Source organism: Dyadobacter sp. CY323 (genome assembly GCF_021390245.1).
Lineage (GTDB): Bacteria > Bacteroidota > Bacteroidia > Cytophagales > Spirosomataceae > Dyadobacter.
In genome coordinates this window covers 1-24,245 of sequence record NZ_JAJUXH010000021.1, presented here as the reverse complement: position 1 = coordinate 24,245, position 24,245 = coordinate 1, and the positions used below count along the sequence as shown (strand labels likewise).

Annotated in this window: 21 protein-coding genes; 12 read left to right on the top strand and 9 right to left on the bottom strand. The window is 46.1% G+C overall.

The annotated features are described in order from the left end of the window. Nucleotides 1-32: 32 nt before the first annotated feature. Nucleotides 33-2,990: an FAD-binding and (Fe-S)-binding domain-containing protein gene (locus LZG72_RS24110; RefSeq protein WP_233877698.1), complete on the top strand. Its 2,958-nt coding sequence runs from the start codon at nucleotides 33-35 to the stop codon at nucleotides 2,988-2,990. Here LZG72_RS24110 and LZG72_RS24105 read toward each other — a convergent pair whose 3' ends face one another. Further along, entirely contained in the window at nucleotides 2,991-3,248 is a 258-nt protein-coding gene (locus tag LZG72_RS24105) for a hypothetical protein (RefSeq protein WP_233877697.1), read from the bottom strand. Between the two features lie 212 nt (nucleotides 3,249-3,460). On the opposite strand from LZG72_RS24105, the gene LZG72_RS24100 reads away from it, so the two are divergent. From LZG72_RS24100 to LZG72_RS24070, 7 genes are all read left to right on the top strand, one after another. Further along, nucleotides 3,461-4,201 (top strand): hypothetical protein, encoded by a 741-nt coding sequence (locus LZG72_RS24100; protein ID WP_233877696.1) that lies wholly within the window; start codon nucleotides 3,461-3,463, stop codon nucleotides 4,199-4,201. A 207-nt stretch (nucleotides 4,202-4,408) separates the two neighbouring features. Beyond that, nucleotides 4,409-6,865, top strand: coding sequence for a bifunctional aspartate kinase/homoserine dehydrogenase I (thrA, locus tag LZG72_RS24095; RefSeq protein WP_233877695.1), 2,457 nt, complete (start codon nucleotides 4,409-4,411; stop codon nucleotides 6,863-6,865). Between the two features lie 40 nt (nucleotides 6,866-6,905). After that, the gene (locus LZG72_RS24090; protein ID WP_233877694.1) at nucleotides 6,906-7,244 is read left to right on the top strand and encodes a nucleotidyltransferase domain-containing protein; all 339 of its coding nucleotides are present in this window, start codon (nucleotides 6,906-6,908) and stop codon (nucleotides 7,242-7,244) included. Continuing rightward, nucleotides 7,241-7,633 (top strand): HEPN domain-containing protein, encoded by a 393-nt coding sequence (locus tag LZG72_RS24085; protein WP_233877693.1) that lies wholly within the window; start codon nucleotides 7,241-7,243, stop codon nucleotides 7,631-7,633. Before LZG72_RS24090 ends, LZG72_RS24085 begins: the two co-directional genes overlap by 4 nt. Beyond that, complete coding sequence (locus LZG72_RS24080) at nucleotides 7,630-8,559, top strand: homoserine kinase (RefSeq protein ID WP_233877692.1); 930 nt, start codon at nucleotides 7,630-7,632, stop codon at nucleotides 8,557-8,559. Before LZG72_RS24085 ends, LZG72_RS24080 begins: the two co-directional genes overlap by 4 nt. 85 nt (nucleotides 8,560-8,644) lie before the next feature. Beyond that, a complete protein-coding gene (locus LZG72_RS24075) occupies nucleotides 8,645-8,971 on the top strand; it encodes an iron-sulfur cluster assembly accessory protein (protein WP_233877691.1) in 327 nt (108 codons plus the stop codon). 133 nt (nucleotides 8,972-9,104) lie between these two features. Continuing rightward, nucleotides 9,105-10,004 carry a sugar phosphate nucleotidyltransferase gene (locus LZG72_RS24070; RefSeq protein WP_233877690.1) on the top strand — a complete coding sequence of 300 codons (900 nt, stop codon included), beginning with the start codon at nucleotides 9,105-9,107 and terminating at the stop codon, nucleotides 10,002-10,004. A 64-nt stretch (nucleotides 10,005-10,068) separates the two neighbouring features. On the opposite strand, the gene LZG72_RS24065 is transcribed toward LZG72_RS24070, so the two are convergent. From LZG72_RS24065 to modA, 4 genes are all read right to left on the bottom strand, one after another. After that, complete coding sequence (locus tag LZG72_RS24065) at nucleotides 10,069-10,746, bottom strand: SGNH/GDSL hydrolase family protein (protein WP_233877689.1); 678 nt, start codon at nucleotides 10,744-10,746, stop codon at nucleotides 10,069-10,071. Between the two features lie 69 nt (nucleotides 10,747-10,815). Then, complete coding sequence (locus tag LZG72_RS24060; protein ID WP_233877688.1) at nucleotides 10,816-11,712, bottom strand: sulfate/molybdate ABC transporter ATP-binding protein; 897 nt, start codon at nucleotides 11,710-11,712, stop codon at nucleotides 10,816-10,818. Then, on the bottom strand, nucleotides 11,693-12,367 hold the full coding sequence (modB, locus tag LZG72_RS24055) for a molybdate ABC transporter permease subunit (protein ID WP_233877687.1): 675 nt from the start codon (nucleotides 12,365-12,367) through the stop codon (nucleotides 11,693-11,695). The genes LZG72_RS24060 and modB overlap by 20 nt, the downstream gene beginning before the upstream one ends. A gap of 125 nt (nucleotides 12,368-12,492) precedes the next feature. After that, on the bottom strand, nucleotides 12,493-13,245 hold the full coding sequence (modA, locus tag LZG72_RS24050) for a molybdate ABC transporter substrate-binding protein (RefSeq protein ID WP_233877686.1): 753 nt from the start codon (nucleotides 13,243-13,245) through the stop codon (nucleotides 12,493-12,495). 492 nt (nucleotides 13,246-13,737) lie between these two features. Here modA and LZG72_RS24045 point away from each other — a divergent pair, with 492 nt between their 5' ends. The 3 genes from LZG72_RS24045 (at nucleotide 13,738) to LZG72_RS24035 (ending at nucleotide 16,740) form a co-directional block, all read left to right on the top strand. Next, on the top strand, nucleotides 13,738-14,895 hold the full coding sequence (locus tag LZG72_RS24045) for a pyridoxal phosphate-dependent aminotransferase (protein ID WP_233877685.1): 1,158 nt from the start codon (nucleotides 13,738-13,740) through the stop codon (nucleotides 14,893-14,895). Between the two features lie 31 nt (nucleotides 14,896-14,926). After that, nucleotides 14,927-15,784 (top strand): prephenate dehydrogenase, encoded by an 858-nt coding sequence (locus tag LZG72_RS24040; RefSeq protein ID WP_233877684.1) that lies wholly within the window; start codon nucleotides 14,927-14,929, stop codon nucleotides 15,782-15,784. Nucleotides 15,785-15,942: 158 nt separating this feature from the next. Further along, the gene (locus LZG72_RS24035) at nucleotides 15,943-16,740 is read left to right on the top strand and encodes a murein L,D-transpeptidase catalytic domain family protein (protein WP_233877683.1); all 798 of its coding nucleotides are present in this window, start codon (nucleotides 15,943-15,945) and stop codon (nucleotides 16,738-16,740) included. On the opposite strand, the gene LZG72_RS24030 is transcribed toward LZG72_RS24035, so the two are convergent. The 4 genes from LZG72_RS24030 to LZG72_RS24015 all read right to left on the bottom strand — a co-directional run bounded on the left by LZG72_RS24030 (nucleotide 16,695) and on the right by LZG72_RS24015 (nucleotide 22,705). After that, nucleotides 16,695-17,894, bottom strand: coding sequence for a L,D-transpeptidase family protein (locus LZG72_RS24030; RefSeq protein WP_233877682.1), 1,200 nt, complete (start codon nucleotides 17,892-17,894; stop codon nucleotides 16,695-16,697). The two genes, LZG72_RS24035 and LZG72_RS24030, sit on opposite strands and share 46 nt — an antisense overlap. Before the next feature lie 182 nt (nucleotides 17,895-18,076). Continuing rightward, nucleotides 18,077-20,743, bottom strand: coding sequence for a permease prefix domain 2-containing transporter (locus LZG72_RS24025; protein WP_233877681.1), 2,667 nt, complete (start codon nucleotides 20,741-20,743; stop codon nucleotides 18,077-18,079). A gap of 13 nt (nucleotides 20,744-20,756) precedes the next feature. Then, on the bottom strand, nucleotides 20,757-21,104 hold the full coding sequence (locus LZG72_RS24020; protein ID WP_233877680.1) for a PadR family transcriptional regulator: 348 nt from the start codon (nucleotides 21,102-21,104) through the stop codon (nucleotides 20,757-20,759). Nucleotides 21,105-21,289: 185 nt separating this feature from the next. Further along, nucleotides 21,290-22,705: a S41 family peptidase gene (locus LZG72_RS24015; protein ID WP_233877679.1), complete on the bottom strand. Its 1,416-nt coding sequence runs from the start codon at nucleotides 22,703-22,705 to the stop codon at nucleotides 21,290-21,292. An 87-nt stretch (nucleotides 22,706-22,792) separates the two neighbouring features. Between LZG72_RS24015 and LZG72_RS24010 the strand changes: the two genes are divergently transcribed. Then, nucleotides 22,793-23,968 (top strand): AraC family transcriptional regulator, encoded by a 1,176-nt coding sequence (locus LZG72_RS24010; protein ID WP_233877678.1) that lies wholly within the window; start codon nucleotides 22,793-22,795, stop codon nucleotides 23,966-23,968. The last annotated feature ends 277 nt before the right edge of the window (nucleotides 23,969-24,245 follow it).

The following is a 24,245-nucleotide window of genomic DNA, read 5'->3' as shown; positions in this document are numbered from 1 at the left end:
CGCTTTTCAATTCAATTCATTCCTAAATCCTGATGACCCGCGTTTCTGTTTTTCAATTTAATTCACTTCGTTCTCAATTTGAGGGGGAGCTATATTACGACGAATCCACGTTGCACGCAGCACAAAAATCCATTTATGCCACGGATGCGTCGGTATACCAGGAAATGCCCCTGGCCGTTGCATTGCCCCGGACCGTTGAAGACATTCGTCACCTCATTGAATTTGCGAAAAATAACAAAGTGACCCTCATTCCACGTGCGGCCGGTACCTCATTGGCGGGGCAGGTGGTGGGAAACGGGATTGTCGTCGATATATCCAAACATTTTGGTAAAATATTGGAAATCAATGCGGCGGAGAAATGGGTAAGAGTTCAGCCGGGCGTGATCCGGGATGATCTGAACAAACATCTGGCTGCTCACAAGCTGCTTTTCGGGCCTGAAACTTCTACCGCCAGCCGGGCGATGATCGGGGGAATGATCGGCAATAATTCGTGCGGGCTGCATTCCATTACCTGGGGTGCCACGCGGGACCATTTGCTGGAAGTAAAAGCATTGCTTTCCGATGGCTCGGAGGCTGTTTTTAAGAATCAGACTACCTCAGAATATACACAACAAATTGGTCAGAACCAGGCCAAAGGCCAGCAGGAAAAAGCCATTACCGCTGGTATGTATGGGCTGATATCCAATCCGGTGGATCAGGAATTAATCAAAAAACAATTTCCTAAACCGACGGTTACCAGACGGAATTCAGGTTATGCGCTGGATGCATTAGTCCGCAATTTTGAGAAAAATGAAATAAACCTCTGTAACCTGATCGCGGGCTCCGAGGGGACATTATGCTTTGTAACTGAGGCCAAACTGGCTTTGGTCGATGCGCCGCCAGCTTCGGTTGGCGTCGTTTGCGTACATACCAATTCCGTTGCAGAAGCATTGCATGCCAACCGGGTCGCGATGCTTTATAACCCGAAGGCTTCCGAGCTGGTCGATAAGTACATCATGGATTTCACCAAAGATCATACGGTATACTCGCATAACCGGTTTTTCATGCAAGGTGATCCCGCAGCATTGTTAATGGTCGAATTCTGGGGAAATGATAATACGGAAGTTGAAAGCCAGGCGAGCGCACTGATCGCGCAATTGAACGCCGAAAGTCTGGGTTATGCCTTCCCATTGTTGTTTGGCGATGATGCGAACAAAGCCTGGGATATACGAAAAGCAGGTTTGGGGCTGATCAGAAACTTGCCGGGAGATACCCAGCCCGTCAATTTGATTGAGGATTGCGCGGTAGCTGTCGAAGATCTGCCGGAATACATTGAAGAACTTGAAGTTCTTTTGAAAAGTCACGGGTTACATGCCTCGTATTATGCGCACGCAGGTGCGGGGGAACTGCATGTGGAGCCGATGATCAACCTCAAAACGAGTGAGGGAAAGCAGCAATTCAGACAAGTACTGGCAGATACCGCAGTACTTGTGAAAAAGTACAATGGCGCATTATCGGGTGAGCATGGCGACGGGCGGTTGAGAGGAGAGTTCATCCCTTTTATGATGGGCGAGGAGGTTTACGAAATGTTCCGGCAGGTAAAACGCATTTGGGACCCGAACGGGATTTTTAATGCAAATAAGATTGTCGATACGCCGCCAATGAACGAGTTCCTGCGTTACGAGCAGGATAAAAAGCAGCCGGAAATTCAAACGATTTTCGATTTCTCACGACAGGAGGGAATGCTTCGGCTGGCAGAAAAGTGCAGTGGATCAGGAGATTGCCGGAAAACAGAATTGACCGGCGGTACCATGTGTCCCAGCTACATGGCAACCCGGCGCGAACGGGATACAACCCGTGCACGTGCCAACATTCTGAGACAATATTTTACACCGCCGAAGGAAAAGCAGAAAACAGTAAGCCAGGATATGGTTAAAGAAGTGCTGGACCTTTGTCTTTCCTGCAAAGGCTGCAAGTCGGAATGCCCATCGAGTGTGGATATTGGTAAAATGAAGGCGGAATTCACGCAGAAGTATTACGAAAGTCATGGAGTACCTCTCCGAAGCCGACTGATCGCCAATTTTTCTAAACAAATGAAACTGGCATCCATTGCTCCCTGGGCGTTTAATGGCGTTTTTGGTACACCTTCACTTCGAAAAGTGGCCAATAAAATGGTTGGGTTCCATCCGGACCGCAGCATGCCGTTATTGCAAAATGTTACTTTGAAACAATGGTGGGAAAAACGGGCAAAAAAGACTGGAAAAAGTAGTGGCAGAATCGGTAAGGTTTTTCTGTTTTGTGATGAATTCACAAACTATAACGATGTCGAGGTTGGTAAAAAGGCTGTTGAATTGCTGGAATCGCTAGGTTATGAGGTAGTTATACCCGAACATAAAGAATCGGGGCGGTCTTACCTTTCCAAAGGTTTTGTAAAAGAAGCGCAGAAGCTGGCCATTGAAAACGTCGGATTATTGAAGAATAAGATTACTTACGAAACACCTTTAATCGGAATAGAACCTTCGGCTATATTGTCATTCCGGGATGAATATGTCGATTTAGTACCTGAAAATCAACGCGGCGATGCGCAGAAAATCTCCGAAAATGCATTGTTGTTTGAAGAATTCATCGCCCGGGAAATCGATGCGAAAAGATTAAGCAAAAGTGTTTTTACACAAAAAAAGCAGCTTATTAAGCTGCACGGGCATTGTCATCAAAAAGCATTATCTACATTAACTGCATCAAAAAAAGCATTATCGTTGCCTGAAAATTACCAGGTGCAACTCATTCCGTCCGGGTGCTGCGGTATGGCAGGCTCATTCGGTTATGAAGAAGAACACTATGATGTTTCCATGCAAATCGGTGAGCTGGTGCTTTTCCCGACTGTCCGTCAGCAGCCTGAGGAAGTTATTATTGCTGCCGCAGGGACAAGCTGCCGGCACCAGATCAAAGATGGGACAGGACGTAAGGCATTACATCCTGTCGAAATTTTATGGAATGCTTTATTGAGATAACTATTCGGTACCGCGAACGTGTTCCATAATCGTATCCGGATCGGTTGTCATGGTTGTATCGGAAGCTGTCGAGTCGGAGATCGCTGCTGCGGAATTTTCAGATGGATTGTCAGATTCACCAAAGTTTCCGTCATGGTTAAAAAAGCCACCCCAGAAAGCGATAAGCATCAATACTACACCCACACCCAATATCCATTTCCACACGTTTCCGGTTTTTTTGGTAGCTCTTGCCTGATCATCTGTTTCTTGACTGTTCATGGGTTTATTGATTTAGTTTGAAATGGCAGCTACCATTTTTATACCAACACCCAAATGAAGCGTTTTGAGGGCGTTTATATAATATTGTGTTGATAAAATTTCCCCAAACGAAGGGATTTGCTGAAAATGTAATAAAACAAGTATGTTTGATGTTAGCTTAATTGGAATTCGGTTCCAAACGGCGTTTCTGCATCAAATCAAAGCCATTTTTCATGAAGATTACTCTCAACAATTGCCTCTTTTTTCTGACACTTTCTCTATTCGCACACGTGCGTGCAAATGCACAAAATACACGGGCATTTTTCTCAGTAACAGGTGGGTACAGTTTGCCGGTAGGCGAGCTTGCGCGTGAAAAACTCGATGACCCATTTGCAGGCTTGACCAGTTCAGGGTATTACGGACAGGCCAACTTTGATGTCCGCATCGCCCGATGGATCGGCCTGCGCGCCTCGGGCAGTATGAACCATAATAAAACGAACTCGCAGCCAATCATAGATAAAGCGAATTCATATGCAGAAGTTTTAGGTGAAAGGTTCAACTGGCAAAGTAATGTTTCTCGCTGGAAATTGAATGCATTGATGGTCGGCCCGGCATTGTATATCAACTTTGGACGTACACAAATCGAACTGCACGCGCAGGGAGGTAAAGTCTGGGCTGACTCACCTTCCGTCAAATTACTCGGAACGGCTGAGACGGGCGGGGATCCCATTACAGTGGATTTACAGCCGGCTTCTACCAGTGCATTCGGGCTTGCGGGAGGCCTTAGTTTGCGTGTCCCGCTGGCAGGAGCGTTGTATTTTCAGCTGGGTGGAGATGTAATTGGTGCCGAGGCTGAGATTAAAGATGTTACCATTAAGGTAGTCAGAGGAACGCTGGATTTTTCGGAACCCGTGAGTGCCAAGCGCTTTATCGGCGTTGTAAATGTGGGTGCAGGATTAGGATTGGCATTTTAATTACCATTAAACTTTGGAAAAACCGGCCGGATGCCGCACATCCGGCCGGTTTTTTCTTTTATACCAGGTCTGTAAACTATTTCGCAACCTGGCCCGAGTAAAGGGTGTCTCGTCACAGCAAGCCTTCCCCCGGAATTGTTATATTTGCACCCGGTCAGAACCCGCGTTTTGACATTTATCCACTGCATATTCGAATATAGCTTTATAATGAAGGTTCTTAAATTTGGCGGCACTTCTGTCGGTTCGGTTGACAGCATTAAAACGGTAATCAAAATCCTTGAAGAAAACCTTGCAAAAGGGGAGCGGTTTGCAGTCGTATTTTCAGCCATGGGCGGGGTTACCAACCGCCTGATCGAGATCGGTAAAATGGCTTCTGCCGGAAATCCTGAGTATATCGATTTTCTAAAAGGAGTTGAAGAACGCCATTTCGCCGTGGTACGCGGTTTGATACCCGTAAAAAACCAGAGCAGTACGTTTGCTGGCGTGAGGGGCCTTTTTAATGAACTGGAAGATATTCTTCGCGGTGTTTCGTGGATAAAAGAGTTATCCGAGCGGACTTTGGACCTGATCATGAGCTTTGGTGAGCGGCTATCCACCATGGTGATCACCGAAATATTGAAAAGCAAAGGCGTGAACGCTGAATTCTGCGATGCCCGCCAGATCATCCATACCAATGCAACTTATGGAATGGGCGATGTAAACTTTGAGATCACTAATCAACAGATTTTAGAATTTTTTGCAAAAACGGCCGCATTACAATGCGTAACCGGCTTTATAGCTTCTACCGCCGAAGGTGTGACTACGACACTTGGCCGGGGAGGTTCTGATTATACGGCTTCCATTCTCGCAGCTGCCTTGGACGCTGATTCGATTGAGATATGGACGGATGTGGACGGAATGATGACGGCCGATCCGAGGAAAGTGGCCAATGCATTTACAATTCCATCCATATCGTATGCGGAGGCAATGGAATTGTCTCATTTTGGCGCAAAAGTGATTTATCCGCCGAGCCTCCAACCTGCTTTTGCCAAAAATATTACATTAAAAGTGCTCAATACGTTTAATGTGGATTTTGAAGGTACTTATGTCCAAAAATCCGCTAATGGTAAGGAGTACGCGATCACAGGGATATCGTCGATTGACGAGATTGCATTGGTGAACATTCAGGGTAGCGGGATGATCGGGGTTGCCGGGATCTCGGGCCGGTTATTTACTGCACTTTCCAATCATGCGATCAGCGTGATCCTGATCTCGCAGGCTTCTTCCGAGCATTCCATTTGTTTTTCGATCGATCCTAAAAATGCGCAACGGGCGAGCGAAGTGCTGGAAAGGGAATTTGCGACGGAGATCAGTTTAGGTCATATCGACAGTATTTCCATTGAAAAAAACCTTTCCATTATCGCCATTGTCGGTGAAGGAATGAAAAAAAGCACCGGAGTTTCGGGCAAACTTTTTTCGGTTTTGGGTAAAAATGGTATCAATGTCGTTGCTACGGCGCAAGGATCTTCGGAGCTGAATATCTCGGTTGTGATTGCTAAAAGTGATCTGTCAAAAGCATTGAATGCGATTCACGGTGTCTTTTTCCTTTCCGAAACTCGCTCGCTCAATCTGTTTATCGTGGGTGTGGGATTGATCGGAGGTACCTTGTTGGAACAGATCAGAAACCAGACAAAATTCCTGCGGGAGGAAAAGCTTTTGAACCTGAATATCGCCGGGCTGACTAATACGAAAAAAATGCTGCTTGATCCCGACGGCATTGAACCCGAAAAGTGGCGTGACCGCGTGATGGATGAAGGCGTTAAAACGAGCCTGCCTGCTTTTGTGCAGCGCATTATCGAGCTCAATTTGCCGAACAGCGTTTTTGTGGATTGTACTTCGGAGAAGGATATTGTTCAGTATTATCACATGCTTCTCGACGCCAGCATTTCCGTCGTAACGCCGAATAAAGTAGCCAATTCAGGCTCTTATTCGGAGTACCTTTCTTTGCAACGGACTGCATTACAGCGGGGAGTGAAGTTTTTATACGAAACCAATGTCGGTGCAGGCCTGCCCATTATCAATACGATCCAGGGTTTAATGGCGAGCGGTGACAAATTCCTGAAAATCGAGGCGATCCTTTCGGGTACTTTATCCTATATATTCAACAATTTCAATTCGGAAAACCGGTTTGTAGATATCGTCAGAGAGGCAAAAGCAAAAGGTTTCACGGAACCGGATCCTCGTGATGACCTGAGCGGGGCGGATGTCGGGCGTAAAATTTTGATCCTGGCGCGTGAAGTAGGAGTACCGCTGGAACCGGAGGAGATCAAGATTTCGCAGATCTTGCCTGGCAATTGTTTGAATGCACCTACTGTCGATGCATTCTTCCGGGAGCTGGAAATTTCAAACCAGTATTTCGCAGACAATCAGGCCAATGCAGAAGCAAATGGGGAAAAGCTGAGATACATTGCCACGCTGGAAGACGGAAAAGCAAGTATCGAATTAAAAACCGTCGATTCGCAGCATCCTTTTTATACCTTGTCGGGCAGCGATAACATTGTATCGTTCACGACTGAGAGATATAAAGACCGGCCACTGGTGATCAAAGGTCCGGGCGCGGGGGCCGAGGTAACTGCATCGGGGGTATTTGCCGACATTATGAGTATCAGTAGCTATTTGGGATAGAAGATTTTAAATTGCAGATATTATACAACCTCTTTGAGCCATGAGCAAAAGGAAAATTCCACAAGCAATATCCGCGTTGACCGAAGAATTTGTGAGCAAGGTGAGCCAACTATATGGCAGCCGGCTTAACAAAGTGATCTTATTTGGTTCCTACGCCCGCGGAGAACAGCATGAGGAGTCTGACGTTGATTATCTGGTGGTTTTGAATGATGAGGAGATCAGGACTTTTGCGGAGATAAGTGCTCTTTCCCCAATCACAAGTGCTCTTGGATTAAAATATGATTTATGGATTTCTGCGATTCCTTTCACTACACACAAACTCCTTCCTGGTAAAGCGCTCCTAAGCTCTAATGTTATTAAAGAAGGCATTGTAGTATGAGCGAAGTTACTCTTGAAAAAATCATTCGAAAAGTTGTGGACTGCCTTGAAGTCAGCCAAATGTCTTTTGAAGAAGGTCACAACGAAGGATGTGTCAACCGCGCCTATTACGCGATGTTTCACTGTATCCAGGCATTGCTTTTTATTTCAAATGTGCAATCCAAAACACACGTAGGATCACATACCAAATTTCGTGAGTTGTTTATTAAATCAGGGATTCTGGATTTAGAACTTAATGTTATGCTGCAAAGAGCATTTGAAAAAAGGCAGTTCAGCGACTATGATTATGACGAAGTCCTAACGGAAGATGCCAGAGAATCGGTGGAAGATGCCGAACGTTTTGTCAATGCCACAATCCAGTACTTAAAAGAAAATAACCATTTACAGTGAATTCAGTTAAAGCTTTTGCGCCGGCTACGGTGGCTAATGTGTCTTGTGGGTTTGATATTTTCGGTTTCGCGATTGGCGAGCCGGGGGATGTGGTGGAACTGCGGAAACGGGACGAGCCCGGTATCATCATTACAGACATTATCGGCGACGAAGGTCGTTTGCCCCGCGCCGCAGAAAAGAATGCGGTAACCGTCGTGATGCTTCATTTACTGAAACATTTGGACATTACGGATTTTGGATGCGAAGTGGTTTTGCATAAAAATATGCCGCTGGGAAGTGGAATGGGTTCAAGTGCAGCCAGCGCAGTGGCCGGAGTGGTGGCGATCAACGAATTACTGGGTAATCCGCTGACACGCCAGGAATTGCTGCCATTTGCAATGGAAGGGGAACGTATTGCCTCTGGTTCGGCACATGCGGATAACGTTGGACCGTCGCTTTTGGGCGGTTTTGTGGTGATCAGAAGTTACAATCCGCTGGATATTTTCACGATTCCGGTTCCCGACGATCTGTACTGTACATTGGTACATCCTGATATTGAGATTAATACAAAAGATGCACGCTTCATATTGAGAAACGAAGTATCTCTTAAAAATACGATTGCCCAAATGGGCAACGTCGCCGGGCTTGTTGCCGGATTAATGAAGTCAGACTATGATCTTATCAGCAGATCCATGGTAGATGTAATCATTGAGCCGGTTCGCTCGATCCTGATTCCGGAATTTAAGGAAGTAAAAAAGGCGGCGATCGACAATGGGGCACTCGGCTGCAGCATTTCAGGGGCCGGGCCTTCCATGTTTGCATTGTCCAGAGGCATCGGAAACGCGACGAAAGCCGGGGAAGCAATGCAAAGGCAATTTGCTGCCGCTGGAATAGAATCCGGACTACATATTTCTCCCATCAATAAAAATGGGGCGATCATTTTATAGCACCGGTAAGGTTCAGTTTTACAAAAAAAGTGAACTTTCGGGCGGTTTGCAGGTGTTAAATGTTTTGAATACAAATTAAAACAACATGGTTACTGTTAGTGATACTGCCAAAAACAAGATTGTTGAACTTCGTCATGCCGACGGATTTGTGGATGATTACCAAATTCGCGTCGGGGTTTTGGGTGGAGGTTGCTCCGGATTGACTTATAATCTTGAGTTCAATTCCGATTCAAAACCAAATGATATGGTTTTTGAAGATAAAGGCGTGAAGATCATCGTTGACAAAAAAAGCCTTCTGTATCTAGCGGGAACCACGCTTGATTTTTCAGACGGGTTGAATGGGAAAGGATTTCAGTTCATTAACCCGAATGCGACCCGTACCTGCGGGTGCGGCGAAAGCTTCGCGGTTTAATTGAATTTTAAGATATTTTATTTTTGCAAACGCGCTCCGATTTTTTGGGCGCGTTTTTTTTATCGTATCGAAAGGATTTATTTTGCCAGCGCAGATTTTACACACGGCAGCCTAGCTGTTTAAAACATTTGGAATGAAACCAACGCTTTTGATTTTAGCTGCCGGCATCGGCAGTCGTTATGGAGGTATCAAACAACTCGATCAGTTTGGCCCTAACGGAGAGACAATCATCGATTATTCACTATATGACGCCATTCGCAGTGGATTTGGCAAGGTTGTATTCATCGTCCGCCAGGAAATTAAGGATAGTGCTGAAGCTATTTTCGCACCCAAACTCGCGGGTAAAATTGAGTTCGATTTTGCAATTCAGGGAGTACAATCTTATGTTCCGGAAGACCTGGGGACGGTTGAACGAGTGAAACCCTGGGGTACAGGTCACGCGACATTATGCGCCTGGGACAAAACGGATACGCCTTTTGCAGTAATCAATGCGGATGATTTTTACGGGCTTAATGCATTTCAAACCATGTCTGCGTTTTTACAAAATGACATGAATGAAAATCAGCACGCCATGATCGGGTATGAGCTGAAACGCACGTTATCCGAAAACGGGACTGTCTCGCGCGGAGTATGCGTGGAGCGTGAAGACCATAACCTGGAATCGGTGGTAGAAAGAACGAAGATTTTTGAGGAGGGCGGGGCCATTTACTTCGAAGAAGAAGGAGTTAAGACCGAGCTTGCTCCCGAAACGCCGGTTTCTATGAATTTCTGGGGTTTCAAACCAACTATGTTCCCGATCACAAAAGAATTATTTGATTCCTATTCGAGAGCAAACATCAATACTCCGAAAGCGGAATTTTACATCCCGACTGTGATGACCCACATTATCAAAAACGGTCTGGGCGATTGCCGCGTTTTTCGTACTTCAGCGAACTGGTTTGGTGTCACGTACCCGGAGGATAAACCGGCTGTGCAAGCGTCGCTGGCCGCTTTGCATGTACAGGGTGATTATCCCGAGAAGCTTTGGGAATGAGATTAAATCAACAAAGGCTGCCCAAATGTGGTAGCCTTTGTTGATTAATGGAGGTAATTACAACTTATTTCTGAAGTAAAGCTTCCAGCATTTTCTCCGCTAAAAATTTGTTGCCGACTTCTGTTAAATGCACGCGATCCGTAGTCAAGACGCCTTTTTCTTTGTTTTCCGGGTTGTTTTGAGCTAAATAATCCTGAAAGTATTTTCTCAGGTCACAAACTTGTAAACCGTTGCGGCCCGCGATTTCACGGATCAGTTTTGAATATTGATTCAGGTCACCATCCTGCGCATTTGAATTGTCATTTCTTTCCCCGATAACGGTTGGCGTACAAACGACTACGCGGATATTCTGTGCTTTCAGTTTTTTGATCAAAGCTTCGTAAAACTTGACATATTTATCTGCATCGGTACCGGTTCCCGATGACGCTTTATGCCAAACGTCATTGATTCCCACATAAATAAAAACGACGTCCGGCTTCTTGGAAAGCACATCGTCCTCCATTCTGAGATATAGATCGTAGACCTTATTTCCACCGATCCCTGCACCAATTAATTCAAATTGACTATCCTTACCCGTGCTTTTGAGCATTTCACCCATTTGGGTAATGTAGCCCGTCGGGCCCACACCTGCCTGCGTGATGGAGTCTCCGAAAAAGATCACGCGTAAAGGTTTGTCCTGCCGCATGGCGAGTAATGGAATTGCCAGAAAGGCAATCTGTAAGATTTTGAAAAACAGCTTCATAGAAAGTTTGAATAAATTTTTACAGAAAAGACACTGAAAAGTAAAAGTTACCCTACGTCACAAACGGCATCAGGCTTTACTAATAATCTGTAAAACCGGCGAGTCAAGTGAATAATGCAATGTGAAATGTGCGCCGATATCCAATTTCTGGTGCATATGAATCGGCAATTTCAGTTTCCGGATCTTATTGTCGATTAATGCGTCGATGATCAGTACATCTTCTTCCTGCCTGCAAGTGAGGACTTTACCGTACATCAGTATTCCGTCGTTGCCGGATTGCTCGTTGAGATACACGTCGGACGGTTTGCCCGATTGCAGGATCTTCCCGTTTTCCATGATCAGAACCTGGTCGGACATTCTGAACATTTCACCAATGTCGTGTGTAACCATGATGACGGAGAACTGATATTCTCTCTGGAATTTTAAAAGTAAATCCTGTAACTGAAACCGCATTGCATGGTCCAATGCATTAAAAGGTTCATCCAGAAGAAGTAGATCAGGTTTTCGGACCAATGCACGCGCCAGGGCCACGCGCTGCTGTTGCCCGCCGGATAACTGGTAAGGTTTGCGGTTGCCCAGCTGCAAAAGGCCAACCGATTCAAGCAACTGATCAATTACGGTCTCATCGCCGTTTTTCGGAAGTGCGTAATGCAGGTTTTCCCGGACTGTCATGTGCGGAAATAAGGCGTAATCCTGAAAGACGAAACCAATGTTCCGAACCTGGGAGGGCAGCCGGATTTTATGCTCGGTATCCAGCCAGACGACATTTCTGAATGAGATTTTCCCTGATTCGGGCATCATTAAACCGGCAATCTGCTTTAATAATGTGGTTTTTCCGGCACCTGAGGGTCCGGTTAATGCCGTTATTTTCTTCTCTTCGAGCGCAAGTGATATCTCCATCGCCTGCTTTCCATTTGCAGTTTCAAGCGAGTGCCGGATTTGAATTTCAAGAAGATTGTCGGACACGAAGCAGGCGGTTGTTGACGGAATATACCATCAGCAAAATAACGAATGTTACGGCAAAAAGCACCATCGCATATTGGTTTGCGGCCGGATAGTTCAATGCTTCCACCTCGTTGTAGATCGCCACGGAGGCAACTTTGGTTACGCCGGGAATATTGCCGCCGATCATCAGCACAACTCCGAATTCGCCGACAGTATGCGCAAAGGTGAGCACAAACGCGGTGAGGATTGCGGGTTTGCAATTGGGTAGCAACACTTTAAAAAACGTGGTCCATTCACTTTTTCCCAACGTATAAGACGCCTCCCGCAGCGATGCCGGCAGGGACTGCAACCCGGCGCGGATCGGGTAAACCATGAATGGGAGACTGTACAGGATGGACGCAATCACCAGGCCGGTAAACGAAAAAACGAGCCGCAATCCCAGTATTTTCTCCATATATGCCCCGAAAAAATAAGACGGACTGAATGCAAGCAGCAGGTAAAAACCAATCACAGACGGAGGTAAAACAAGTGGCATCCCAATAATAGCCTCCACAATCCCACGTCCTTTAAACTTCCCAAAAGCAAGCCAGTAAGCCAGCGGCAGAGCCAGTACCAGCAAAATGAGCGAGGTAATGGTTGCCAGACGGAATGTGAGCCACAGAGGTTGCCAGTCCATTTTAATTTTGAATGAGTGAATGAGCGCGTGAATGTTTTGACAACTTCGAACAATATCTAACTATCCCGATCAATATCGACCCATCATGACCACAAATGACTAACCTTGACCACAAATGACCTTTATTATTTATACCCATATTTCCTGAATATCGCTTTTGCTTTGGCTGAATATAAAAACTGGTAAAACTGCTCGCTGATCACCTTTTTTGGGGAGTCTGCGCTATGGTTTAGTAAGATGGCGGCTTGTTGAATTGGTTGATATAATGACGAATCCAGAATCACGTAACTGCCTTTTCCCTTCATTTCATCGGAAAGAACAATCGATAATGCATTAAAACCAGCTTCGACGGAACCGGATGAAATGTACTGGGCAGTTTGGGCGATGCTTTCGCCGTATACCAATTTCTTTTCCGTTTTTTCAAAAAGCTTTTGTGCTTTCAAAACCTGAATTGCCGCCTCGCCATAGGGAGCAGTTCTGGGATTCGGAATGGCGATCCTTTTGACGCGGTCCGTATCCAAGATTGTTGCATTCAACTCCGTTTCAGGAATATCCTTTGACCATAACACGAGCGTTCCCAAGGCGTATACCCTCGGTTTCTCAGCAGATCCGCCATTGGCGAAGATTTCTTCGGGGTACTTGGTGTCTGCGGAAACGAAGACATCGAACGGGGCACCTTCACGGATTTGTGTCGTCAGTTTGCCCGATGAACCGACTACGATCAATATCTCTTTCCCGCTTTCTTTTTTGAATTCTGCCTGAATTTCTTTCATGACATACTGCACATTGGCCGCAGTAGCCACGACGATTTTCTCAGATGGCTTGGAGCAGCCTGTTAATGCGATTGAAAGAAGGAAAATGATTCGTTTAAAGTCCATACCGCAATTTATATGATTTTTGTTTGTCATTTGGATTGTTTAGGAGGCACCTCCGGAGCCCGTTCCAAATAGATAGCGTTTTTTTGCTAGAAACAGGAAGTCCCGCCGGAACCGGGCAATGCTAATAACTCAATCTCAAAAGCAATTCCCTTACAAGAACATCGATCACTTCGAAGCCAGGCACCAGAGGTGCCCCCCTGTTTCTAGCACTCATTTCCGGACAACATTATGAAATCAATCACAAGCAATCCCCTGGACGAGGGTCGCTTATTTCCATGCCAGGCACCAGAGGTGCCCCCTGTTTCTAGAAAAACAACCCTTGACAGATAAAAAAGCTCCGAAGGTGCTTCCTGCAAATTCCAAATCAAGATTCAACAATCTCACAAAATGCCGCTTGGAAAATTATCGTAAATTGCGCCCCGATTCGGCATAATGCCAATAAAATAGTCAACAGCTGAAAGCTAACCGCCAAAAGCTCATTCAAACCAAGTAATGATTATAGATACTGCCCAGCGCACCAAGCAGACTTCGGAATACTATTTTTCCGTCAAGCTGGCCGAAGTGCGCAAGCTTGCTGCAGACGGAAATGATGTGATTAACCTGGGAATCGGCAACCCGGATATGATGCCGTCAAAAGAAACGTTGGACGCATTAACTGTTGCCGCTCAGAAACCGCAGGCGCACGGTTATCAGCCTTATACCGGCACACCGGCATTTCGCAATGCAATTGCAGCTTACTATGATCATACCTATGGCGTCAAGCTGGATCCCGCTTCTGAAATTTTACCTCTTTTGGGATCAAAAGAAGGCATTACGCATATATCCCTGACTTTCCTTGATCCGGGCGATGAAGTACTGGTGCCGGAACTTGGCTATCCGGCCTATCGCGCAGTAAGTCAGATGGTTGGGGCGGTTGTGAAGGAGTATCCATTACGCGAGGATGCAGGCTGGCAGCCCGATTGGAAGGCAATGGAGTCGCTGGTGACACCCAATACCAAAATGATGTGGCTGAACTACCCGCACATGCCCACCGGCGCACCTGCGACCAAAGAATTGTTTCAGGAAGCGGTTGCATTTGCGAAAAGAAACAGGATTTTGCTTTGCCACGACAATCCGTATAGCCTGGTTTTAAATAAAAAGGCGCCGATTAGCTTGTTGTCCATTGAAGGCGCCAAAGAAGTTGCGATTGAACTGAATTCGATGAGCAAGTCGCATAACATGGCTGGCTGGCGGCTTGGCTGGCTTTCTGCCGCGAAAGAATATATTAATGCTGTGCTGACCATTAAAAGCAATGTGGATTCAGGGATGTTCTGGGCGATGCAGGAAGCCGCTGCCGCTGCTTTGATGAACACGGACGAGTGGCACGCAGAAAGAAATGCGGTATATCAGGGCCGTTTGGATGCCGCAGAGGCTATCTTGACAACTTTGGGATGTGCCTGGGATCATAAACAGGAAGGTATGTTCCTCTGGGGCAAACTCCCTGATTCCGTAGAATCCGCCGAGGCACTAGTAAATCAGCTTTTGGTCGAAAAACACGTGTTTATCGCGCCAGGCTTTATTTTCGGGCCGAAAGGTCAGCGTTATATCCGGTTGTCCCTTTGTATGCCGAAAGAGCGGATCTGGGAAGCTGTGGAGAGAATAAAGGCTTAATGTCCGTTTTATCTTTTTATATCCTTTTGAAATGGTAATCAGTATCATTGGAGTTGGTTTGTTGGGCGGGTCATTTGCATTAGGTCTCCGCGAGAAATATCCCAATGTCCGATTTGTGGGCGTTGACAAATCGTCAGTCAATCAGAAAATTGCATTGGCAAAAGGCATTGTCGACGACATTGTCTCACTGGAGGAAGCCCTGCAAATCTCCGAACTGAATGTACTCGCAACACCTGTGGATGCGATCACCAGTTTATTGCCCCATATGCTGGATCTCGTTCCCGAGGGTAGGACGATCATGGACCTCGGCTCCACAAAGGAGCTGGTCTGCAGACTTGCCGATGTGCATCCGAAACGGAATCAGTTCGTGGCAGTACATCCGATGGCGGGAACAGAGGATTCGGGCCCGGGAGCTGCATTTAAAGAGCTTCTTGTTGGTAAAAACGTCATTATATGTGATAAGGAAAAAAGTAGTCCTGAATCTTTGGGACTGGTGGAAACCTTTCTGCGGGACGTGGGGATGAAAATTCATTACATGATGCCTGTGGAGCACGACCTTCACCTGGCCTACGTTTCCCATCTCAGCCACATCAGTTCGTTCGCTTTGGGACTGACGGTCCTGGATAAAGAACGGGATGAAAAAGCGATCTTCGACATGGCCAGTACCGGTTTCTCTTCAACGGTGCGTTTGGCCAAAAGTTCACCTCAAATGTGGGCTCCCATTTTTGACCAGAATAAAACCAATGTGTCAAAAGCATTGGGCGACTACATTGAACTTCTGAAAAAATTCAAAGAAGCCATCGATGACAAAGATCTGGACACAAGTCTCAACTATATGACCCGTGCAAACGATATCGGGCGCATTCTCGCGGGTATTGAACGAAAGTGACGTAATGTAATGATCAGTTAATCAGTAAGTTATGGGTCAATTTTCAATTTTTCGGAACCATTAACTTGAAACCTTCTGTTAACTTACCGTCCCTGAAAGTTGTGGTGTTTCCATTATGAATGCAGGGAAAAAGTAATTCTTCAATCAAACGATAAGAAATGACGAAGGCTCAGTCTGTATTTGTGGCGGTGATTATTGCGCTTAGCGTTTCCATTGGTGTTCAACAAATCAATCCTTTCTCTGATTTTTCCAAATCAAAAACGATAAAGACAGCGAATTCCGGTTTTGCGAAACGGGATTCCATTTCCAAGCCAGAGTGGGTTTCGCTCTATGATTCGCTTAATCTCAAAAAGCAGGGATTGTCTGAAAAAGCATTTTATTACGCTTGGTACGGGTTTCAGAAAATGAAGCTGCATAACCCGGTCATGGCGATCGCCGATTTTACCCAATCTTCCCGCAACAAAAGATTGTACGTGATCGATCTGATCAAAAGGAAAGTTCTGTTAAATACATATGTTGCCCACGGTCGAAATTCAGGCCAGGAATTTGCCGAGCGGTTTTCCAACGATAATTCGTCGTATCAATCCAGTTTGGGTTTTTACAAAACGCTGGGTACTTACCAGGGAAAACACGGGCTTTCACTTCGGTTGGAAGGTGTTGAAAAGGGCATTAACGACCGGGCACTGGAACGCGCCATTGTCATGCACGGAGCGGATTATGTAAGTGAATCGTTCATAAAAAACACCGGAAGATTAGGCAGAAGCCTGGGCTGTCCGGCGGTTTCAACAACAGATTGCAAAAAGCTGATCAACATGATGTACGATGGTGCCGGACTATTCATCTATTCAGGGGACCAAAAATATGTAAAGGCATCGTCGCTGCTGGCCGGTATTTTTCCATTCGCAGACGATCAGACTTTCAAGGCCGCTTCTCTTTTGTACACATCCGGAAAATAAAGTAAATCGCCTTTTTCATTGCAGTCTGCGCCCAGATAAAGCAGAAAAACAGGAATCCTCACTTCGAGCTTGTGCCACTTCGGAGGTGTCGAGACAGTATCGGGTTCAGTCATGAAATCGCTGTCCAGCAGCTTGATACCCGCCATATAGTTTGCCAGCTCAGTTGGCTTTTGAACCCGCACACAACCGTGACTTCTCCATCGCTGATTACTTGCAAACAAATACCGTGCATTAGTATCATGCAAATAAATCGCCAGCGGATTTTTGATTTCTACTTTCAACAAGCCCAGCGAATTATCTTCCCCCGTTTCCTGACGAAACCGATAAGGAAACTTTTCAGCAGTCAAATCCCCCCATTCAAGTTCTGTGGGATCAATCGCCTCACCTTTGATGTCTATAATTTCAATGCGGTTTCTCGATAAATATTCAGGATCGCTCGCAGCTTTCGGGAAAATTTCCTTGATGGCGATGCTTTTAGGCACATTCCAATAGGGGTGCGTCACAATGCTGGTCGCATAAGTATCGATCGTCGGGGTAGGAGTGTCTAACTTTCCAACCACGGTGCGCATCGACAGCACATTTTGCCCCGCCGAATCCATTGCGGTCAGATAGGCTCCACGAATGTTCACGAGTACGAATCTGGGTGAGTTTTTGGACTGGCGATGAATCCAACGGTAAGCATTCAATGCATCGGCTACATATCGTGCGCTATCTTTTTTATTTTCTTTCAATAACCGGGCATAATGGATTTTGAGGTTTGTATAAACCGGGAATACCGGTTCCAGTTTTTCCAGGACTTTGTCGACCGGCTCTCCTGCATAAAGTCTCTCTGCGGCGTCCCGGATTAATGCAGTATCAGCCTGGATTTTCTTTTGCGTGTAACGGATGTTTGGCTTATACCCAAATCCAATCTCTTCCAGTAATGCAAAAACGGGTACGGTGTCGCCGGAAACGGCGAATTTATTGGTGTTGATTCCAACCTGTTTTGAAATTTCGAGCAACTTTTCGTAACTCTTTTTCTTGCCAATTTCCGTTGCAAGTTCCGCATTGGTCATTTCCTTGGGATTCTTGCGACAGGACTGCAGAATTGCTAGTGTGAATAAAATGAGAAGAGGAATGTATTTGATGCGACCCTGACCTGAGAACATTTGCATTGTATTGCTGTTTATTAACACATTATACAATGCAATTGCCATGCTAACCGATATCGGTTGTTTGGTATTATTTAAAGAGTTGATTTTTAATTAATTAAAAAAATCTCGATTTTTTAGCCTGAATAAAAATGGGGAATTAAAGTGTCAGTTGTCCGCACCATAACTCCCCTTTTCTCTAAAACTTACTCATTTCTCAGGCTTTTAACCGGGTCGGCCAGCGCCGCTCTGACAGCCTGAAAACTAATGGTCAGAATGGTAATCGAAATCGCGCTTAAACCAGTGATCACAAATATCCACCAGTTCATTTCAGTCCGGTACGGGTAATGTTCGAGCCATTTGTTCAAACTCAACCAGGCCAGCGGCGAGGCCAGCACAATGGCTATGATCACCAGTTTTATAAAATCTTTTGAAAGTAAGGCTACAATCCCCGCCACCGACGCGCCAAGTACTTTTCTGATCCCCACTTCTTTCGAGCGCTGCTCGGCTGCCTGTACTACCAGTCCGAAAATGCCCAATGCCGACAGGAACATGGTTAACCCGCTGAAAAACATAAACAGTTGGTGCAGCCGGTTTTCAGCTTCATATTGTTTGTCCAGCAATTCTTCAATCTGATTTACTTCCAGTAATTTGGCGGGATAAAATTGTTTCCAGAGCCTGTGAATGCCGGCGTCAACCTGTTTCTCGGTACCCGGTTGCACGCGGATCAACATCCCGCCATCCTGCATGGCCCGGTGCGCGAGAATGATCGTAGGTTTGATCGGCTCGTACAGCGATTCATTGTAAAAGTCGCTCACGATGCCCACGGGAATCGTGTGTGCATTACGGATCTGTTTGTTCAGATCTTTGACATTCAGCATTTTAGCAGCCGATTCAGTGAGCATGGAAGCTTGTGACATGGCTGCCTGCTCAAATTTCATGAAGTCTGCCTGCTGCAAGGAATCGGCATTGAGCGCATCTGTAGAATACTGCTTGCTGAATGTCCGGCCGCCCGAAAGTTTCAGCCCTAATGTTTCCGGAAGGTCCACATCGCCCGCTACAAACCAGACTTTAATGCGTTTTTCGGCATCGGCTGGATCCGGGACCTGCCGCATCATAAAACCGCCACCCTGCGACGGCAGCCAGCGCGTAATGCTCGTCCGCACCACGCCCGGAATGCGCTGAACTTCGGCTTTGAATGCATCCGCTTTGCCATCCCAAGAAACATAGTCGATACCCAGCAAGTGTTTTTTATCATAGCCCAGATCTTTGTTTTTCATCAGATCAAGCTGTTTCCAAACCACAATGGTCGCGAGGAGTACCACGATTGAGATAGAAAACTGCACCACAACCAGACTCTTTCGCAGACTATTCGCGCCGAATGTTCCCGTGATAATCCCGCGAAGTGTGTTGGAAGGTTTAAAACCTGAAATGAGCCAGGCCGGGTAAAGACCTGTGAAAAGTGCGGTCAGAAACACGATTGCCGACGCATATAGGGCCATTTCCGGGTTTGTCGTGAATGTTTGTACCAGCCGATGCCCGAGAAATTCCTCGACCGATTCGATAGATAAATTGTAGAAAGTCGTGGCGACAACGATGGAAGCGCCGAACAAAATGAGTGTTTCTGTCAAAAGCTGTAAAATAAGCTGGTACCGCGAACCGCTCAGAATCCTGCGGACGCCGGCTTCTTTCAGGCGTGCAAATGCTTTGGCGGTACTGAGATTGATAAAATTGACGCAGGCGATAAAAAGCAGCAAAAGGGCGATTCCCGAAAAAATGTAGATCGCATCCGCATTACCTTTTATTCTCTGGGCGTCGGAAAACGCGGAATGCAGATAAATGTATTTTAATGGCTGCAATTCCAGCCTCATTTTACCTCTATCCTTGTTAATTGTTGTGTACCAATGATTTGCTTTTTTACTAAAAGCGGCGACGTCCGTTCCCGGGTGTAGCATTACATAATTTTGGGCAAAGGAATAAAAGCCATTCACTGCGTACGGAGCCACGTTTTTTACATTGAGCAAGATCGCGTCGGCGCGCAAATGGCTGTTGTACGGAAGATCGTCGATAATGCCGGTCACGAGGTAAGGATTGGCTTTGTCCTGGTAGGTCGGGATATCGTAAATCAATTTTCCAACCAGGTCTTTGCCCGGTGCAAACCGCTCGGCAAAGCTTTTGGATAAAATCACATTCTGATTACCAGGAATATAGCGTCGTGGATTGCCCGACGTCACGTGAATGTCTAGCATGTTCCAGGCCGTGGTATCCATTCGCAAAAGCTCTGTTTTGAGACCATATTCATCCAGTTCATTGGGCTTGAAATGGCGCTCTGCGTATGAGAATGCCGACCAGGTTTCTACTTCCGGAAAAAGTTTCTCGAGTTCCTGCGCCAGGCCTTCGTGCGAAGCAGTCATCCGCTCCGGGCCGGAATTGCCTTTTTGATCCTCCGTAACAATGCGGTAAATGTCATTTCCGCGGCTCCATTGCCGATCGTACGACAGACTATCAATCACCACCGTCGCCACGATCATGCACGCCCACAAACCAATTGCCAGACCGGTGAGGTGAATAAAGGAATAGCCGCGGTTTTTCAAAAGAACGCGCGTGCCGATTTTAAAGTAGTTAGCAAGCATTTCAGAGCTGAAAAGTGGGATAGACGAATAGCCGGAGGATTTTCTTCTGATGACGGAAAGGCGGAGCAAGCCAAAAACTTCTCTCAGGTAAAAGAAAAAGGCTTTTTGCCTGCCCGAGCGTTCAAAACGCATGGCATAACGTTCTTGCAGATCGCCGATAAGTTCTTCGCGTAAATGCGGTGCGCATAGTTTGGTGGCGAGTCTGTCGAGCCATTTTGGAGGAAGTATATTCTTTTTCATATTCGAGTCGGATTTACGAAAAGTCAAGACCAATTTTGGCAAGTGTTTCAGGCTCAATGCGGTTCCACAAACTTTCGCGTACCGCCCGGGCCTCATTCAGGATTTTACCGCCAAATGCAGTAATGGTAAAAAGGCGCTTACGTCTGCCGCCGCGTTCCTGAGTAGCCTCGCCCAGGTAGGAGCTCAGATAGCCTTTTTGTTCCAGCCGCTGTAAGGCAGCATGGACTGCGCCGGTACTGACCGGAAAACCAGTTTCCTTCTCCAGTTCCTCCGCAATCACCACGGAATACGCTTTCGGCGCGGTTGCTGCCACCGTCAGCAAAACAATTTCCTCAAATTCACCCAAATCACTTCGTCTCATAATGGCGTACTTTCAATAGGTTGAGCCTGGATTCTTATTTCATCTATTTCCGTATATCAAATACTGCGCCAAAGCAAAAAAAGCCGCTTTACGATGAGAAAAGCGGCTTTTTAGTATAAGTAATGTTCGAAAACGGACAGGGAATGTTCGTGGCTGTACGCTTGAATGGAGTATGAACCGCTGGTTTAATGCATTGCAAAGTTTAGTATGGTATCCTCCTCATTCAGCAGATCGGATGCAGTTGGCAACACCTGAACATCCGGCATAATGCCCCTGGCGGGTGTTTGAGGTGGTTTTACAGCAGAGTAGTAGGCAGCTACCGGTAATCCCACGTCAAATTTTGACGCCGGGAGTTTGAAAATGACAAATGTGCCGCTGTTGTCTCCGGAATAACCGCCGCCACTTTCCGTCCCGATGAACTTGCCGCGCGATTCATTTTTGGCAACTGCCAGAAACTCAGAAGTAACCGAGTAGCTCAGTCCGTCGACCAGAAAGCTGACCTCGCCTTTGTACGCATTCTTTTTCGGACGATGATTTCCAAGATTCTGATGCTTCCTGAAAAGCAACCTGCCGTCTTTTTGTTTTTTGATAAAAAACGTAGCCAGCCCCGCGAATCTTGGAATGTAGGCCATTTCACGATACGTGACGTCTTTTTTGCGACGCGCCGCCACCTCAATATGATCGTAATATTTGAAATCATTTCGGGCAATGCGCGCATACAAATCCTTACCCAGCCGGTCGTTTCCACCCTCGTTTCCCCGCACATCGATGATCAGATGCTTTACCGGTTTTTTGTCGATGGCATTAAAAGAATCATCCAGAAACTTCACAAATGCCTTATTCGTAGTGGAATAAAAATGGGCGATCCGCAGATACGCCACCGAATCACTTTTGAATGTGAGTGTGTTTTCGACTGAAAGATCTTTAAAACTTACATTCAGTTTTTTCCAGTTTTCAGTGGTTATCCCGGCCATGTTAACCTGCTTATTGATACCCGAAGAATTCTTCAAAACCAATTCAAACGAACCGTTTTCCTGAATAAAGTCTGCATACCAGGCACTGAAATACTGCTGGATCTGTGCATTTGCCGATGCCATAATGTCGCCGTCTACAAACATATTGGCCCGCAAAATGTCGAGAATGGAAGCAATGCTCCGGCCGTTTATCGAATCGATGTATTCTCCTACAAATGCCGGATCAACGGATTTTACGATCAGCAGCCGCATTTGTTCATCAAACCGGACGATAACCGGCAGCACATTTTCCTGATGGTAGTAAAACGGAAAATCCTTTTGCGGTGGAAGAAATTTCAAATGCCCGCATTTCACTTTCACAAACAGCGGATTTACCGTTCTGAATAATGCAACCAGAGCGATCGAATCCTGACTTTCGATGACATGACGAATAGAATCATACGTAACCTTAAATCCTGCTTCCTGCCCGAAACGGTTGAGTCCGGGATGGACATCTTCGATGGATTTGCGGATAATAACAAGGTCGTTCAAAGCTGCTTCCCGGGATATTTTTCCGGGTGGCAGAGGCTGCGCCGCACATTCGTAAAAAAGAACGAACAGGCAAATGATGAGAATTTTCGAGTTCATGGCTATTGTTTAAATATCTGCAAAACTGCTCTGAATTAGCATTTAGCGAGTCTTTCCCGATAAGTTAAGACCTAATAAATGCTATTTTTGAGTTTACGTTTCGCCAAATTGGTTTCAGCGCTTCTCACTTCCGGCATTATCCAGGGATTGCTTTTGATCCTGCTTCTTGTTAAAAAGGAATTTAACAGGATACCTAATCGCATTCTCTCGGTTTTGATCCTGGTTGTGACCGCGCATTTGTCGCTGATTGCGATTGATGTGGATGATCTGTTTCTCCAGTATCCGCATTTAAGCAGACTGTCGTGGCTGCTTCCATTGTTATACGGGCCATTGATCCTGCTTCTGACCGAAAGTCTGGTTTCCGTTCAGTTCTCATTCAAAACCCGGCATGCTTTCTATTTTCTGCCTTTCGTAATTTACTTCTTCCTGCTTGCTCCATATTACGCTTCCGGTGCCGATTTTAAGATTGCCTACCTTTCCGATCAGGCGAAGGTAAAGGAAGCTGATTTTGGCTGGATGAATCATTTGACCAACTATTTCCATCTCGCATTTACTTCCGCCGCATTGATCGTTTTTTACTCGGGAAGGCGAAAGTTGACGCAATACTTCTCGGATAGCATCCGGATTAACCTCTCCTGGCTACGGCAGTTTCTATGGATCTTTCTGAGCATTCTGCTTTTTTCATTACTTACTTTTTATTCCAAAAAGTTTGAATGGCAGCATCTTTCCGGCATTTATCCAAAGCATTTTATTCTGGCAGTACTGTTCATTTACTGGCTGGCTTATAAGTTGTTGCAGGAAAAGGTGAAGTTCACACTTCCGGAAAAAGATTCTCCGGGAAAACAGGAAAATGAAGAGTTGGAATCAAAAGAAGAACCGCAGTCGAAGTATTCGAAAACCGGGCTGGATGCTGACACAGCGAGTCAGATTGCGGAAAAGTTGCAGGATTTAATGCAGAAAGATCGCCCATACCTCGATCCTGCATTGACGATTTCAGATCTGAGTGCGATGCTTTCCCTCTCCAAACACAAACTTTCGCAGGTAATCAATGCCGAATTTGACATGAATTTTTACGAATTCATCAACAATTACCGGCTGCAAGCCTTCAAAAAAGAAGCCCTCAATCCCAATAACAGCCATCTCTCCATCCTCGGCATTGCCCTCGAATGCGGCTTCAACTCCAAAGCCACCTTCAACCAATTTTTCAAAAAGAAAGAAGGAATCACCCCGTCGGAATTTTTGAAAAGTAGCAGGGTAGGGTGAGAAATGGACAGTTACAAAATAAAAAAACCAGGCATTCAGCCTGGTTCCAGTGACCGCGACGGGAATCGAACGGCACCGGCCACCCGGCCATATCTAGAGTTTAGGAAACTTCTAATCCGTGATGGCGCCGAGCTGTCAAATGAAAAAACCAGGCATCTAGCCTGGTTCAGTGACCGCGACGGGAATCGAACGGCACCGGCCGCCCGGCCATATCTAGAGTTTAGGAAACTCCTATTCCGTGATGGCGCGAGCTGGCAAATAAAAAAAACCAGGCATT

Bases quoted from the DNA above. Each gene is read 5' to 3' on its own strand.
- LZG72_RS24085 (WP_233877693.1), top strand. From the start codon at position 7,241: ATGAGCGAAGTTACTCTTGAAAAAATCATTCGAAAAGTTGTGGACTGC.
- LZG72_RS24090 (WP_233877694.1), top strand. From the start codon at position 6,906: ATGAGCAAAAGGAAAATTCCACAAGCAATATCCGCGTTGACCGAAGAA.
- LZG72_RS24110 (WP_233877698.1), top strand. From the start codon at position 33: ATGACCCGCGTTTCTGTTTTTCAATTTAATTCACTTCGTTCTCAATTT.
- LZG72_RS24030 (WP_233877682.1), bottom strand. From the start codon at position 17,894: ATGCAAATGTTCTCAGGTCAGGGTCGCATCAAATACATTCCTCTTCTC.
- modA (WP_233877686.1), bottom strand. From the start codon at position 13,245: ATGGACTTTAAACGAATCATTTTCCTTCTTTCAATCGCATTAACAGGC.
- LZG72_RS24045 (WP_233877685.1), top strand. From the start codon at position 13,738: ATGATTATAGATACTGCCCAGCGCACCAAGCAGACTTCGGAATACTAT.
- modB (WP_233877687.1), bottom strand. From the start codon at position 12,367: ATGGACTGGCAACCTCTGTGGCTCACATTCCGTCTGGCAACCATTACC.
- LZG72_RS24065 (WP_233877689.1), bottom strand. From the start codon at position 10,746: ATGAAGCTGTTTTTCAAAATCTTACAGATTGCCTTTCTGGCAATTCCA.
- LZG72_RS24025 (WP_233877681.1), bottom strand. From the start codon at position 20,743: ATGAAAAAGAATATACTTCCTCCAAAATGGCTCGACAGACTCGCCACC.
- LZG72_RS24075 (WP_233877691.1), top strand. From the start codon at position 8,645: ATGGTTACTGTTAGTGATACTGCCAAAAACAAGATTGTTGAACTTCGT.
- LZG72_RS24105 (WP_233877697.1), bottom strand. From the start codon at position 3,248: ATGAACAGTCAAGAAACAGATGATCAGGCAAGAGCTACCAAAAAAACC.
- LZG72_RS24100 (WP_233877696.1), top strand. From the start codon at position 3,461: ATGAAGATTACTCTCAACAATTGCCTCTTTTTTCTGACACTTTCTCTA.
- LZG72_RS24040 (WP_233877684.1), top strand. From the start codon at position 14,927: ATGGTAATCAGTATCATTGGAGTTGGTTTGTTGGGCGGGTCATTTGCA.
- thrA (WP_233877695.1), top strand. From the start codon at position 4,409: ATGAAGGTTCTTAAATTTGGCGGCACTTCTGTCGGTTCGGTTGACAGC.
- LZG72_RS24020 (WP_233877680.1), bottom strand. From the start codon at position 21,104: ATGAGACGAAGTGATTTGGGTGAATTTGAGGAAATTGTTTTGCTGACG.
- LZG72_RS24035 (WP_233877683.1), top strand. From the start codon at position 15,943: ATGACGAAGGCTCAGTCTGTATTTGTGGCGGTGATTATTGCGCTTAGC.
- LZG72_RS24070 (WP_233877690.1), top strand. From the start codon at position 9,105: ATGAAACCAACGCTTTTGATTTTAGCTGCCGGCATCGGCAGTCGTTAT.
- LZG72_RS24015 (WP_233877679.1), bottom strand. From the start codon at position 22,705: ATGAACTCGAAAATTCTCATCATTTGCCTGTTCGTTCTTTTTTACGAA.